General features: G+C 50.2%; 13 protein-coding genes and 1 pseudogene. 5 read left to right on the top strand and 9 right to left on the bottom strand.

The features are described from left to right. Window positions 1-69: 69 nt before the first annotated feature. Window positions 70-223, top strand: a pseudogene (locus tag BT142_RS13575) (DUF4368 domain-containing protein); the annotation flags it as partial. A gap of 110 nt (window positions 224-333) precedes the next feature. Here BT142_RS13575 and BT142_RS13570 read toward each other — a convergent pair. Next, window positions 334-2,118: a hypothetical protein gene (locus BT142_RS13570; protein ID WP_072418729.1), complete on the bottom strand. Its 1,785-nt coding sequence runs from the start codon at window positions 2,116-2,118 to the stop codon at window positions 334-336. A gap of 315 nt (window positions 2,119-2,433) precedes the next feature. Between BT142_RS13570 and BT142_RS13565 the strand changes: the two genes are divergently transcribed. The 4 genes from BT142_RS13565 to BT142_RS13550 all read left to right on the top strand — a co-directional run bounded on the left by BT142_RS13565 (window position 2,434) and on the right by BT142_RS13550 (window position 7,321). Next, the gene (locus tag BT142_RS13565; protein ID WP_072418728.1) at window positions 2,434-3,213 is read left to right on the top strand and encodes a putative ABC transporter permease; all 780 of its coding nucleotides are present in this window, start codon (window positions 2,434-2,436) and stop codon (window positions 3,211-3,213) included. A gap of 392 nt (window positions 3,214-3,605) precedes the next feature. Further along, window positions 3,606-4,637, top strand: a complete 1,032-nt coding sequence (locus BT142_RS13560) for a GGDEF domain-containing protein (RefSeq protein ID WP_175545501.1) — start codon at window positions 3,606-3,608, stop codon at window positions 4,635-4,637. A 408-nt stretch (window positions 4,638-5,045) separates the two neighbouring features. Continuing rightward, entirely contained in the window at window positions 5,046-6,935 is a 1,890-nt protein-coding gene (locus tag BT142_RS13555) for a glycoside hydrolase family 5 protein (protein WP_072418726.1), read from the top strand. Between the two features lie 188 nt (window positions 6,936-7,123). Beyond that, window positions 7,124-7,321 (top strand): hypothetical protein, encoded by a 198-nt coding sequence (locus BT142_RS13550; RefSeq protein ID WP_072418725.1) that lies wholly within the window; start codon window positions 7,124-7,126, stop codon window positions 7,319-7,321. Window positions 7,322-7,415: 94 nt separating this feature from the next. Here BT142_RS13550 and BT142_RS13545 read toward each other — a convergent pair whose 3' ends face one another. From BT142_RS13545 to BT142_RS13510, 8 genes are all read right to left on the bottom strand, one after another. After that, window positions 7,416-8,309, bottom strand: a complete 894-nt coding sequence (locus BT142_RS13545) for a hypothetical protein (RefSeq protein ID WP_072418724.1) — start codon at window positions 8,307-8,309, stop codon at window positions 7,416-7,418. Between the two features lie 49 nt (window positions 8,310-8,358). Further along, a complete protein-coding gene (locus tag BT142_RS13540) occupies window positions 8,359-9,516 on the bottom strand; it encodes a prolipoprotein diacylglyceryl transferase (RefSeq protein WP_139182242.1) in 1,158 nt (385 codons plus the stop codon). 20 nt (window positions 9,517-9,536) lie between these two features. Further along, on the bottom strand, window positions 9,537-10,100 hold the full coding sequence (locus BT142_RS13535; RefSeq protein ID WP_072418722.1) for an RNA polymerase sigma factor: 564 nt from the start codon (window positions 10,098-10,100) through the stop codon (window positions 9,537-9,539). A 265-nt stretch (window positions 10,101-10,365) separates the two neighbouring features. After that, complete coding sequence (locus tag BT142_RS13530; protein ID WP_072418721.1) at window positions 10,366-10,974, bottom strand: hypothetical protein; 609 nt, start codon at window positions 10,972-10,974, stop codon at window positions 10,366-10,368. Window positions 10,975-10,989: 15 nt separating this feature from the next. Next, window positions 10,990-11,481 (bottom strand): hypothetical protein, encoded by a 492-nt coding sequence (locus BT142_RS13525; RefSeq protein WP_072418720.1) that lies wholly within the window; start codon window positions 11,479-11,481, stop codon window positions 10,990-10,992. 12 nt (window positions 11,482-11,493) lie between these two features. Beyond that, window positions 11,494-11,991 (bottom strand): hypothetical protein, encoded by a 498-nt coding sequence (locus BT142_RS13520; RefSeq protein WP_072418719.1) that lies wholly within the window; start codon window positions 11,989-11,991, stop codon window positions 11,494-11,496. 19 nt (window positions 11,992-12,010) lie between these two features. Continuing rightward, complete coding sequence (locus BT142_RS13515) at window positions 12,011-12,517, bottom strand: hypothetical protein (protein ID WP_072418718.1); 507 nt, start codon at window positions 12,515-12,517, stop codon at window positions 12,011-12,013. 27 nt (window positions 12,518-12,544) lie between these two features. Continuing rightward, window positions 12,545-13,885, bottom strand: coding sequence for a leucine-rich repeat protein (locus BT142_RS13510; protein ID WP_072418717.1), 1,341 nt, complete (start codon window positions 13,883-13,885; stop codon window positions 12,545-12,547). Between the last annotated feature and the right edge of the window lie 10 nt (window positions 13,886-13,895).

The raw sequence follows: 13,895 nt of genomic DNA, 5'->3' as shown, positions 1-13,895 counted from the left end.
ATATTAACATATCACAGAAAATCTGCTATAACAGCTAATGTGATCAGCTTGATTCTCGAAAGGAATAGCATTACGCCTGAGATCATGCACGAACTTGATTGAGAATATCGTTGTCCACGCTCCCGACAAGAGCAGTGGGCATCGGACTCAGGAGATCGAGATCCACTATCGTTTCAACGTTGCCGTAACGACTGCCGTTGCTGACAGTATGAAGTACGACTAAAAGAGAAAGGCTGCATAACCACCGTGGTTACACAACCTTATCTTCAAATTATAAAAACTTCTTTATGAGTACCCGACTTCGGAAAGGCTCGTTTTTTTATCTTCTGATATTTAGTCGTTAGAAACGTGCTTTTTAGCGTCACTCGGCATCTTTATCAGCGCGGTATCAGCTGTCTTTTCAAGCCTGATGACGGTATTTACGGTAGGCTCGTTGTAGAAATCGCCTTCCCATGCGACGATATTACCGTCCTTGATATAGACCTTCCACAGTCTGCCGAGATACAGCGACCATTCCTCGCAGATATACTTTTCGTTGCCGACCGTCACCTCGTAGGCGCGTTTGCACTCGCCCGAGTAATCGGCGTTGTATTTTTCGTTCTCGAAGATAAGGTCGGTGACCAGCTTCGGAGGGTCATTTCCGTAGTCGCTCAGCGGATACTCGTAAACCTCGCGGACGGGATATTCCTTCGTCTTGTAGACCGACTGAAAATATCTGCCGTCTACCGTCCATTCCTCGCCGCCGAGGTCGTCATCGCCGTCGTGTATCTCCATGTCGTTGCGGTAGTAGTAATTCTTGCCGTCCGTGGTGCTTATCTGATACTCGTTCCGTCCCGAGCCTGCCCAGCGGTATTCCAGCGTGAAGGGCTTGTCCGCGCTGCTGATATATTCGCGCCACTCCTCGACAACGCCCGTCGGCTCGACTTCCTTTCCGACCACGACACCGCCGCTGAGGTCGAACAAGCCGTATTTATCCGTATCGTGTTTCAGCCAGTCCTCATTGGTCTTTGGCTGTTCCGTCGGCTTTGCATCCTTGCCGTCAGACATATGCTCCTCGGCGTGAGCGATTATCTCGGCGATCTCGCCGCTCATGACCTGCTCCACACGGAACTCGTTCATGAGGGTCATGCCTGCTCCCTCGCGGTAATCCCACATCGCCCTCAGCTCGCCGTTGCGGATAAAGAAATATTCGGTGGTCTCACTGCCCTGCCATACCTCAACGGTAAGGTCTTCGCTGTCCGAATTGATTTTGAAGCTGTACAGATACTTATCGTTTTCGGATATCCCCTTCGGGAACGGTATCGGAGATACATCGCCCTCAAACTCCTCGGCAGGATAGTACACATCATATCCTTCGGGGCGGTAAAAAGCTTTGCCCTTGCCGTCGGTGAAATACTCATAGAATTCCTGCGTTTGGTAGTATGGTGAGCCTTCTATCGTAACATCGGTGCGCTCATCGGTCGTTTGCAGGTAGAACAGCGCATCCCCGTCCGTCTGGATAATAAAGGTGGTGGATTTTTTGTCGTCATGGTAATAATACCGCGCTTCGCTGTATGGGTCGGGCAGAGAGTTTGCAATATCTGTAATATAGCTTGTCTGCATATGCTCCGTATCCACAGTGTATTCGGTGTCTTTAAGGACATATCCCAGCGCGGAATAGGCAAGCATCAGATCCCGAAGCTGCGCCGCCTTATCGTCGTCGGGCTTGAAATATGTGACCTTCGAGGTCGAGCGCTCCGCCCAGGCAAAAATATTTCCCGAGGAATAGGCAAGGATATATTCCTCACCGTCTGCCTTGAAGCCGATGGTCAGTATCTTATCGCCTGCCGCAGTCTCGGCTGTCTCGGAATCATTCATCACATCTGTCACGAAAGAGTAGACCTCTTTTGCGTTTGAGATCTTACTGCACAGATCGTCGCCGAAAAGGTTCTTTGACGAAGTTGCCGCCTGAACAGTTTCCGCAGCGACGGTCTTGGGCGCTTCACTGACTGTCTCGCTCTCTGCGGCGCTGCTTTCTTTTTTCTCTGCGCTGAAAGTATCGGCAGTCTCTTTTTCGACCTTTCCGCAGCCTGCAAGAAGCATGGCGCATACCGTGCATATCAATATCTGTTTTTTCACGTTTATCCCCCTTTTCTGTTTCACATGGATCAACTGTCTCTGTCAGGCGCTGATCCACCTCAATTATATCATATCAGCTCACCAAAGTCAATTTCTGCGCAGAACATACATCTGCAACTGTCATAATAGCCAACACTCTGTCGGCTGTTTTGTGTATCCTTACATAGGGCATACCCGACTTATGGCGCTTTCCGAAGAGCACTTCCGAAAAAAACAGGGCATCTGCCGAACTTCGGTCTTGAAATCCCGCGCAGGGTATTGTATAATATTTACAGAGACATCGGCTCGGAATATTTGTCACAAGGTGGGAAGCGCATGACGATAGTATATGATTTCATGATACTTGCACTTCTGTTTTCCGGCGGAAGTATGATTGGCTGGGGGATAGAAGTCTTTTACAGACGTTTCAAGCTCTCGAACAAGGAACGGGTCTGGATAAACCCGGGATTTCTCTGCGGACCCTGCCTGCCGCTGTACGGGTTCGGGCTGACGCTACTGTATCTTCTGGCACTGCTTGAAAAATACATCCCGATAGATAACGACATCCTGCGAAAGATGATACTGTTCATGATAATGTCTGCCGCCATGACGCTGATCGAGCTGATAGCCGGCGAACTGTTCATCATCCGCAGACACCTGAAACTGTGGGACTATTCGGAGATGCGGTTCAATTACAAAGGCGTCATCTGCCTGCGGTTTTCGATATACTGGGCGATGCTCGGGGCGGTCTACTACTTCCTCATCCATCCGAGGATATTGAACGGTCTGGCATGGTTTTCGAGAAATCCGCTGTTTTCTTTTGTCATCGGCGTTTTCTACGGGATACTGTTCATCGACCTGTCCTATTCGTTCAGGATAACCGCAAGGATAAAGGCGTTCGCGGAAGAGAACGAAATGGTCATCAGATACGAAGAGCTCAAAAAGCATATCAGACTTTCCGCGGAACAGCGCAAGAAAAAATATCGTTTCCTGCGTGCGCTCGAATCCGATATATCCTTGCTCGAACAGATGAAAGAGTACCTGGAAAAACAGCGTGACCAGGCTTATCACGGCAGGATAAACGACTTCATCGACAAGACCTTCAGAAAAGACTGAACATTCCCCTGCCCGTCACGGCTATATAAAAAATGAAACACCGACATGACACAGCTCAGTCGGTGTTTCATTTTTTTGGGGAAGATAATGTCTCTTGCTGTTCCCTCAAAACCTAATCGGTAAAATTTACAAAAAGTTCACATACGCCCCTGTTTTTAATGGCTCCCTGTGACAGATCTGTTACTCTCATATGCTATAATTAATATGGGAGAGAATTTTTAAAAGAAATATTCGGAAGGAGAATGCCAATGTATTATGCGAGTATCGGAATGATCTCTCTGGTCGTTCTGGTCATTATTAATATAGAAGCACTGAAAAAAGTCGAGAAAACGAAAAACAATGACGCGCGATTAAAGTACCGTCAATATCTGCTTTCGATTGCGGCGTTTTTTATGTCAGACATCCTGTGGGGATTTTTGTATGAGAAAAGATGGCTGATACCCGCCTACATCGACACCTGTATGTTTTTCGGGACTATGGCTCTGTCCGTGCTGTTATGGACTAAAGGGGTCGTGGCTTTTACGGGGAACAAGGGCAGACTCGGAAAGATATTCGTTACGGGCGGATGGGTCGTGCTCATGTATGAAGTCGCCGTTCTTATCATAAATCTGTTCGTGCCTGTCATTTTCATGTTCAAGGAGGACAAGGAGTATGTCACTCTGAACGGAAGGCACATCGGTCTGATAATGCAGGTGATACTCTTCCTCGTCACATCCGTCTACGCCATGGTCATGGCTGTCCGTTCGGAAGGCATGAGCAGGTCTCACTACAGAACGATAAGCCTTTCGGGACTGATAATGTCATTCTTTGTCGCAGTACAGATGCTTTTTCCGCTCATGCCGTTCTATTCGATGGGCTGCCTGTTCTGCACCTGCCTGATACACACATTCGTTTACAAGGACAAGGACGTCGAGTACGATCTCGCCATAAAGCTCGCAAAGCAGAAGGCTTACAGGGACGGTCTGACAGGTGTGAAGAACAAGCTGGCTTATCTCGAAGCGCTGGCTGAACTTGAGACCTCGGTCGAGATCGGCGAAGTGACCGAATACGGAGTTGTCGTCTTTGACGTGAACGGTCTGAAGACCATAAACGACACAATGGGTCACGAGGCAGGCGACGAGCACATCAAGAGTGCCTGCAAGATCATCTGTCACCGTTTCGATCACAGCCCCGTGTTCCGCATCGGCGGCGACGAATTCGTGGCGATACTGAAAGGCGAGGATTTTGAGAACCGCGAAAGCCTTGCTCAGGCATTTCGCGAGACCATCGAGGAAAATCTGATAAACGGTCTGGTGACCGTGGCGAGCGGTCTTGCAGTCTATGACCCTGCAAAAGATGACAGCTACAATGATGTTTTCAAGCGTGCAGATAAGTCCATGTATGAACATAAAAGGGCGCTCAAAGCAAAAAAGAATAACGTATAAAAACAGCCCGTTTCACAGTTTCGGGGAAGCGGGCTGTTTTCTTTGCATCGCAATTTTTGGTATGCGTTTCGCAAATAGCAGATCTTGACTGACCCCCAAAAGCAGAAAAGTGTTCGGCAAAGATGTGGGACTTTTTGATGAATTTGGTGAGAACGCATAGTGAAATTGTTTCAGGGAATAGAATCAGGTGAAAATTTTTACATATAGAAACAGGCTTTGTTCACCAATTGGCGTTGACATTTGTAAAAAAAAACTGTATAATTAAGCCATTGATGATGATGCTATGTTTGGAAGCATCATATCCGTGAATTGTTCCTCACGGAAAGTACAGTACGCTTTTTCCACAGAATACTGCGCTTTTTTGCTGTGGAAAATGACCGACTATTTATTGAGGAGGAGAAATATCCTATGAAGAAGAAGATCAAGGGCAGAGTTCTGTCCGCGCTGTCCGCAGCGGCTCTCACCGTAGCAGGCATTGGTTCTCTGCCGACCGCAAGCATCAAGGCAGAAGCACTCTCCGGACTCGATGCAAACGGCATCGTATCCCAGATGAGGATCGGCTGGAACCTCGGCAACACGCTCGAATGCAACAACACAGGTTTTTCCAGCTCGACAGCTCCGAGTGAATTCGCTAAAGCCTGGGGGCAGCCTGAGCCTGCCGCAGCACAGTTTCAGGCAGTAAAGGACGCAGGCTTCAACACCGTTCGTATCCCTGTCACCTGGTACGAGCACCTTGAAAATAAGAACGGCAAATACCACGTTAACGACGCTTGGATGGACTACGTTCACAAGACCGTTGACTATGCTATCGACCGCGATATGTTCGTTATCCTGAACATCCACCACGAGGACTTCATCAACGAAGCAAAATGGACTGACAGCACCTATGCAGTTGCCGAGCAGAAGCTCTCCAACATCTGGGAAGAGATCGCTGAGGAATTCAAGGACTATGACCAGCACCTCATTTTCGAGGGCATGAACGAGCCCCGTCAGACAGGCGACAAGAACTTTGAATGGGGCAACGGTAACGACGGCGGATATTCCTGGAATTACGTCAACAAGCTGAACGCTAAGTTCGTAAGCACCGTCCGCAGCCAGGGTTCAAATCAGAACCGTGAGCGTCTGCTGATGCTCCCCGGCTACTGCGCTTCCAGCGATGAGACTGCTATCAGAAACATCGCTATCCCTGCAAACGCAGGCAACGTTGCACTTTCTGTACACGCTTACGCTCCGTACTTCTTCACAATGGACACAGGCAACGCTTCCAACCACAACTTCCCGGGCTCTGACGGCTACGGCAACAGCTTCGAGAGCTCGCTGGACTGGATGTTCAACTACCTCGGTCAGATCAAGCAGGAGAAGAACGTTCCGATCATCATCGGTGAGTTCTCTGCTTCCGACTTCGGCAACACCAATTCGAGAGTAGAGTGGGCTAAGTCCTACCTCAACAAGGCTAAGGCTAAGGGCATCCCCTGCGTACTGTGGGACAACAACGTTCCGAACAACGGTTCTGGCGAGGCTCACGGCTATCTGCACCGCAAGAGCTGCAAGTGGTACCCGAACTCCAAGCCCGTTATCGAGGCTATGATGTCTGTTTACGGCATCTATCCGAACCTTACCGAGTACTATGTTCCTCCGTTCAGCTGGTCGAACATCAACGTTGGCTCTGACTGGATCCAGCTTTACAAGAGCGAAAACGGTCAGGAGCTCGCTGAGTGGAAGAACATCGAAGTAAAGGGCTGGCAGAATTATGCTAACGATAAGTATGACTTCGTTGTCGTTTACAAGTCCAATGCTAACCCCGAGCTCGTTCTCATGGACGACAAGTGGAACCGCATCGCATCCAGCGACGAAAGCGATACTCCTTATGTAAAGAGATTCTCCTATCAGGATCTTTGCAAGGGCATCGGTCAGGGCAAGGTTCCGAGCCAGATCGGCAGCCTCTTCATCAGCGCTACTTCGGCTGATATGACAGTATACGGTCTGTTCGCTGTTCCGAAGCAGGGCAGCAGCAATCCTGATCCGGATCCAGTTTCCAAGTATCCCGTTGCTACCGCATCGGTACAGGGCGACACTCTGAACCTCTCCTGGACTGCTGTTCAGGGCGCTGAGAAGTACGTTGTAGCATACTACTCCGCAGGCAAGTGGAGAGTACTCGCACAGGGCAACGTTCTGAGCCTTACCAAGACCAAGATCCCCGCAGGTACATATAAGCTGGTAGTTGGCGCAAGATTCAATGGTCAGTGGGATATCAGCAACATCAACAGCAGAGCATTCACCGTTACTATCAATAAGTAATTTCCAAACTGCTTTTTGAAGATCATCAATACCCCATCGGAGATATTCCTCTGATGGGGTATTTTTTGCGGCTTTCTGAACCGAGAGACGTGATTCCATCTTCTTCCATTTGCTTGACATCATCGGTTAAATGTAGTATAATAATAAAGTTGTGTAACATCATTGAAAAGACCACAGGAGGCAAAGTTATGGAAAAGATAACAGTTGGAATGACAATCAGACTCATCAATGACATCGACAGAAAAATGCCTGTCGGCTCTACAGCTACCATAGTCTATATCGATGATTTCGACACCGTGTTCATTGACTGGACGGACGGCGGTCAGGGAAGATTCACCGAGGATCAGATCATCAACAACTTTGAGATACCCCAGATGATCGCATGACCGCTGAATTCTTTTTCAGACGAAACAATAACACCCCGAGTCCTCTTTTCGGATCGGGGTGTTATTGTTATCTCCGCTGAAACGATGCGAAACTTTATGCTAACTCAACGCTGTCGATCTTCCAGATGAAGGTGTCTGCGGTAATGATCGACTCATTTACAAAGCTGAGCTTGTATACGCCGAGGTCGCTGCCGTTGCTGTCTAACTTTCTTGCAAGCATATAGCAGGACTTATCGTCGGTCATGTAAATGTCGTCGCCGATAGGGTTGTAAATGTTGTAAACTTCGTTATAGCAGTCGGTCCTGAAATACAGTTCGTCATTGTACCATGTGAACTTTTCGCTTGCAACAGTATCATAACCCATAGCTGTAACGAACTTCTTGGTGAAATGACCCTGATAAATGCTCATGGTAAAGTTTGTGCAGCTGTCAACGTTCTCATGGGTAACTCTGTAGTACTTAGCTGCCGAAGCATCCTCGGTCACTGCGAAATTCTCGTCGAACATGACCTCGGTCGAAGCGAGATGTCCTGCCGAGATCTCCTCAGCCGCGTTGAACTGAATGACTGCGTCATAGACCTCTCTTGCAACATCAGGGTCGGCAGCAGCAGTGGATGATGAGTCCTGTGCAGGCTTCTGAGCAGAGTCGGTGCTGTCTTTTGAAGCAGTCTCTTCGGAGGATGTGCCCGACTTCTCAGCCGCAGAGGAAGTGCTTGACTTATCGGCTGCGGATGCGGTCTTTTCTTCTGCCTTCGGGGAATCGGAAGCGCTCTCTGCGGCAGACTCGGAGCTGTCGTCGGTGCTCTCGTCAGAGCTCGTGCTGTCGGAAGTCGGTTCGGAAACGGTCTCCTCATCCGCTTCGGGAGCCGCCGACGATGCAGCCGCAGGCTGAGCTGTGCTGTTGGTCTTGCTTTCTGTATTTTCTGCTGCTCCGCAGGATGCGAGAGAAAGAGCTGCTGCCAGTGTCATGATGATGATTGCCTTTTTCATAATTAATATCTCCTTTTATATATACATTTGGTTTAGTTTTTGACATTATTTATGCGATAGTGATGCTGTCGATCTTCCAGATGAACGTGTCAGCCGTGATGACCGATTCATGCACGAAGCTGAGCTTGTATGTGCCGAGGTCGCTGCCAGTTGCTGTGGACTTTTTCACGAGAACATAGCAGCTGTTGTCGCCTGTCATGTGTATCTCGTCGTCGGCACGGGTGTAGACGGGATAATCGTCGTTGTAGTACTCCGTTTTGAAGTAAAGCTCGTTATTGTTCAGCAAGAACCGCTCGTAGGTAACGGAGGTGTATCCCATAGTCAGGACAAAGTTGTTGGTCATATGACCCTGATACATTTTCGTATCGAAGGTGTTGTAGCGCTCGACGTTTCCGTGGGGCACTCTGTAGTATCTCAGTGCGGAAGGATCCTCGGTGATGTCGAAATTCTCATCGAACATATATTCCGAGCTTGCAAGGTGTCCCGAAGCGATAAACTCGATCTCGTTGAGATGAGTGATCGAATCTTCGATCTCCGTCGCAAGACCCTCTGGGATGGGCTTTTCCGAGTCGGTCTTCTCCGCTTCACTGCTGTCATCCTGCGAGCTTTCGTCGGGTTTGCTCGGCTCCTGCGAGACGGTCTCAGCCTGCGAGGTGCTGTCGGGGATGATGACCTTTACATCGGGAGCGGAGACTTCGCTGCTGTCATCAGCCGCCGAGGAAGTGTGCTCGGCTGTGCTTTCCGTGCTTCCGCTCTCGGAATCCGCTGTCGGGGATACCGCCTCATCCGAGGACGCTGACGTTGATTCGGAAGTGCTCTCCGCAGGCGCTGTCTGAACGGTAGTGGTTATCTTCTGCTCGGCCGAGCTGCTCTTTTCGGGCGCGGTGGTGAGCTTTCCGCCGTTGAGGAAGATACCCGCAAGCCCTGCGACTATCGCCAGACTCGCCGCGATGGAAATGATCGCCTTTGCGCCGCCGCGCTTTACCTGAGCGCTTGTTTCGTAATTATCATTGTCATCCGTGTTGCTGTTCTTTGTTCTGTTCATTATGATCCTTGGTGCCGAGCCGTTCTGTTTCTCTCTGAGCTTTCTCATGCTTTCGGAGAAGATGCGGTCTTTATCCTCTTCGCTCAGAGGAACGGCATTTGACAGCTCATTCAAGGTCATGTCATCTGCGTTTTTCATTATTTTTCTGAAACCTCTGTTCATTTTTTTGTTCTCCTTCTCATTCATAATGCTATGCCCGTTCCTTCAAGGAGCTTGCCGAGGCGTTTGAGTGCGCGTTTCAGCCGCATCCTTACTGCCGGCGGGCTCATCGAAAGAAAATCTGCGATCTCGCCCGAGCTTCGGTCGAAATAGTACCTTTGTATCACGATGGTCGAATCGGGCTCGCCCAGTTCCTTTATCCGCTCCGCGAGAACTCTTGAAAGCTCCGCCTGTTCGTTCTCGGCTTCGGTGTCGTGTTCCGACGGTATCATCGCCATCTCCTCTTCGTCGAGGTAGGCTGTCTGTTCCGAACGCCTTGAAGTCCTGCGGTAAAGGTCGGTCGCCTGTCTTTTGGCCACAGTGCCAATGAAGGCACGCATATCCGAGGACTCGTCCGCGAGGGGGTCGTAGCTGAAGAACACATCCGCGAAAATATCGCTGACACATTCTTCTATGTCCTCCCTCGAAGCACCCGAAGCGCGGTTGTAGACGATAGTGTACACATAAGCGCTGTATTCGTCAAACACCGCCCTGCAGGCGCTGTCCTGAGATACGCCGAGCAGTTCTTTGTATCTTTGTCCTGTCATCTGAATGATTCCCCCGTAAAGCTTTTATTTTCCATGGATCAATTACCGCTTTCACTTACTACATTCGCCCCGAAACTGCAAAGTGTAACGCGGAAAACGAAAAAAATTTATTGTTTACAGAAAGTTCATAAAAATAATGTTACGCATTCTGTTCGCTCTTTAATTATATCACATTTTAGAATATAATGGAAGTGTATACCGCAAAAAACGCAAAACACCCGACAGAAGCCATCTCCTGTCGGGTGTTTTTATACGTAAAAAAGAATCATTCGTTTTCCATGCTCTTATCCCTGCTCTTCTTTCTCACCAGTCCGAAAGCCGCAAACATTACAGCCGAGCCGATGGAAACGCCGCCGATAACGCCTGTTGCAGGGTTATCGCCGCCCGTTGCCGCTACGGTGCTGCTGTCTATCTTGCTGACCGATGACGAACTGCTCGAAGTTTCGGAGCTGTCGGGCACGCTCGAACTGTCGGGAGCGCTCGGGTCGGGAGCAGAACTTTCCTGCCCCGTGAGCGTTATCACGACCGTTTTATCCTCATAGACAGGCTCGAAAACATACTGCCCGTCCGCCGAGACCTCCTCTGTGATGTCGGAGCCGTTGAGCGTGACGGAAGTTATCTCCCATCCGCTGTCGGGTTTGATGGAAAGCGTCGGCTGTGACAGTCGCTGTGCTTCAAAGCTGCTGCCCGTCTCGCCGTCGAGGTCATACGAACCGCTGCCGATCAGCGTTACGTTGATGATATGGGAAGCGGGAACTTCCGTCCCTATCACCGCCTGCCCCGACTCGCTGTCCTGACTGACTTGTGCGCTCGCCGTTACCGAAGCTGCGCAAAGCATGGAAAAACACAGCAGAATGACCGCCATTTTTTTCATGCGCTCAACTCCTTATCACGGCTGTGCATCAGCGTATTCGATGCTGAAAAGAACAGTGTCGCTGTACGAACCTGCATAGGCGTTGTTCCAGTCATCGGCAGAAATGCTGATGGTAAGGTCGGTCTTGTCACCGACCGAAGCAAGCTCTGCGGATGTGAAAACGGTGTCGGTAACAGCGTCGGCAGTACCCTCAAAAATGGTATAGGGAAGGACCTTGGAAGTATCCGCGCTGTTTTTCATTTCACCGCTCGCGGTCATGGTGACCTTGATGCACTTGTTTGGTTCGAGCTGAGCCTTTGTCAGCTTTACAGCGCCGAAATCGGTGTTGACGGTGTTGAAGTCAACGCTCGTATCCGCAGGGATAGTCACGATGTAAGCTGGTGCTATCTGAGTGGTTATCTCGGTGCTGCCCTGCTTCGGGTCGGTGTTCTCGGTGATCTCGGCGAAGGCTGTGAGCGGCGACGCCATGAGTACGCCTGTGAGGATGAGTGCAAATGCTTTTTTCATGCCTGACCCTCCTTACTGTACAGCGATGGTGAACACAACGGTGTCACTGTAGATGCCCGCATACTCGGGAACTTCTGTGGTGAAGGTAACATCAGCCTTCTGTACGTCCTTGGAAGAAGCAAACTCTGCCACCTTGTCGTTTGAAGCGTCAACTGCGCCGAAAGCGGCAGTCGAAGCGGTGTAAGGCAGCTTATAGGTCGCGGACGCGCCTGTGGTCATCTTAAAGCCGCTGTCGCTGGAAACGGTAACGACCAGCTTCTCATTCTCTTCGAGCAGGACGTTCTTTGCGGTTATCGTGCCCTTGTTGGTGTACTTGCCCTTGTCAGCGCCGTCCTTTGTGACCTCGCTGAGGGAAACGGTCGCAGGGATGGTAACTACATAACCAGCGGATGTCGAGAACTTTACGTTGGTCTCCGCAGAGCCGGGAGCGGAAAGATCGGTATCGGCATAAGCGGTAAGAGGAGCAGTCAGCATAGCTGCTGCGCTCAGAACAGAAATAAACTTTTTCATATCATTGTCCTCCCGAATATCACTTTACGGAAATGTTGAATGTGAGGATCTCGGTGTGCTCGCCTGCGAGAGTCGCGGTGTCGGTAACTGCCGAGAAGGTGAGCTTTTCTTCCTGCTCATCGGGGTCGGAACCGAAGGACGCTACCTGGTCGCCGACCTTGATGGTCTTGGTGCCTGCCTTGATGGTGTAGTTGACTACCGAGCTCTCACGCTTAGCGCTGAATGTGCTCTCGCCGTCAGCGGTGTTGGAAGCAGCCTTGAGGTCAACGACTACCTTCTTGGTGGAATCCGAGAGCTTTACGTAGGAAGCCTTGATGGACTTGTCAACGGTATCATCCTTTTTCAGTGTAACGCCGCTGGGGATAACGATCATGTAGCCCTCACCCGTGGAGTAGGATACGGTCAGGTCGCCCGACTGCTTTGCGGAAGTCTGGTCGATGGTGGTGTTGCTTACTGCGCAGACAGAAAGGGGCGAAAGTGCCATTACAGCTGCTGCGGTAACTGCTGTGATGATGGATTTTTTCATAGTATTTTCCTCCTAAAATATATTGCTTTAATAATTGTATCTGAAATAGGCGTTGTCATTCAGAACAGTGTCGCTGTATCTGTTGGCAAGAAAGATCTTGAATGTCAGAGTGCTTTTATATGTTCCGGCGGGTGCGTTTGCGGCAGCATCGGCATCCATCGAAAACGTCAGCTTTGCGGAATCGGTGTAGATTAGCGTCGAGCCCGTATCAAGGCAGGCTCTGAGCAGAACGCTGTCGGCAGAGAGCTTGCCGTTATATTCATATTCCGATCTGTATTCATCATTCAGATCTATCGAACGCACCGACACATCCACCGAATAGTCGATATCCGCCTGATGATCGTCGCCGTCCTCTTCGTTGTGCAGCTTGAAGTTATCACCTGCCGCATCAGCGCCGTTGATCTTGTCGAGCTGAACGAATATGCCCTTGTCAGCAAAATCTGAATGATAAAGAGCATCATGATCCCCGACGAACTCAATTTTCATCATAGTGGTCTCGCCCATCTCGGCAGAAACTGGGATGGTCACGAGGTAGGAAGGTTCCGCCGAGTAGTCAAACTCTACCGTCTCGGTTATCCCGCATTCGGTACAGGTCCTTTCTCTGATACCTTTTTCGGCAGCTGTCACAGGCTTGATGATCTTCCAGCCGTCCCAGACGTGTGCATCGGGGTCGATCGGGATGACCGTCTGCTCCAAAGTTATCTCGTTGTTTCCGTGTCTGTCTGAGTAATACTTCGTTTCCTCTCCGACCTGCTTGCAGAAATACTGAATATTGCCTTCGCTCTTGCAGGTCGCAGGCTTTGCCTTGACGAATGTTAGCTCGCCTGCCTGCGGAAGATCTCCGACAAACTGAACGTTCACATCTGCCGAGAACTTTGCCTCATACTCGTCCAGAAGATCGCACGGAACATGGAAGCTTGTCGGATCTGCCGTCGAGTTGGTAAAATCATCAGCGTTCCAGCTGCCGTATTTATCTGTCCATTCAAGCAGTTCGGGGTCGGCGTAGCAGTAGACCTGCGTCAGAGAAGTACAATTGTAAAAAGCGTCGTAGTCGATAAATGTCACCGTCTGCGGTATCACGATCGACTGGATATTCATACCGCCGAACACGTCGTTCGGTATCGAGGTGATGCCGTTGCCTATCTCGACCGAGTTCACGCCGCTCAATGAACTGAAGCTCCCGCCGCTCAGTTCGCCCGTGCCTGTTATCGTCAGCTTTCCCGAATCATCGAGCGTATAGTTCGCGTCAGCTCCGCAGCTGCCCGATGTTTCGGCGCTTGCGGTGATCGCTGAGCTGCCGTAGAGAAATTTCGACGCGCCTGCCGACGAAGCCGCAATCAGCACCGCCGCGCACGCCACTGAAAGCATTTTACTTTTC

It is taken from the genome of Ruminococcus sp. YE71, from assembly GCF_900119155.1.
In the GTDB taxonomy this organism is placed as follows: Bacteria; Bacillota; Clostridia; order Oscillospirales; family Ruminococcaceae; genus YE71.
Note: the sequence above shows the minus strand (reverse complement) of the source record. Positions and strands in the feature narration are given on the sequence as shown.

Coding starts and splice junctions, on each gene's coding strand:
- BT142_RS13530 (WP_072418721.1), bottom strand. CDS start 10,974: ATGAAAAAAATGGCGGTCATTCTGCTGTGTTTTTCCATGCTTTGCGCA.
- BT142_RS13550 (WP_072418725.1), top strand. CDS start 7,124: ATGGAAAAGATAACAGTTGGAATGACAATCAGACTCATCAATGACATC.
- BT142_RS13540 (WP_139182242.1), bottom strand. CDS start 9,516: ATGAACAGAGGTTTCAGAAAAATAATGAAAAACGCAGATGACATGACC.
- BT142_RS13520 (WP_072418719.1), bottom strand. CDS start 11,991: ATGAAAAAGTTTATTTCTGTTCTGAGCGCAGCAGCTATGCTGACTGCT.
- BT142_RS13555 (WP_072418726.1), top strand. CDS start 5,046: ATGAAGAAGAAGATCAAGGGCAGAGTTCTGTCCGCGCTGTCCGCAGCG.
- BT142_RS13545 (WP_072418724.1), bottom strand. CDS start 8,309: ATGAAAAAGGCAATCATCATCATGACACTGGCAGCAGCTCTTTCTCTC.
- BT142_RS13510 (WP_072418717.1), bottom strand. CDS start 13,885: ATGCTTTCAGTGGCGTGCGCGGCGGTGCTGATTGCGGCTTCGTCGGCA.
- BT142_RS13565 (WP_072418728.1), top strand. CDS start 2,434: ATGACGATAGTATATGATTTCATGATACTTGCACTTCTGTTTTCCGGC.
- BT142_RS13515 (WP_072418718.1), bottom strand. CDS start 12,517: ATGAAAAAATCCATCATCACAGCAGTTACCGCAGCAGCTGTAATGGCA.
- BT142_RS13525 (WP_072418720.1), bottom strand. CDS start 11,481: ATGAAAAAAGCATTTGCACTCATCCTCACAGGCGTACTCATGGCGTCG.
- BT142_RS13535 (WP_072418722.1), bottom strand. CDS start 10,100: ATGACAGGACAAAGATACAAAGAACTGCTCGGCGTATCTCAGGACAGC.
- BT142_RS13560 (WP_175545501.1), top strand. CDS start 3,606: ATGTCAGACATCCTGTGGGGATTTTTGTATGAGAAAAGATGGCTGATA.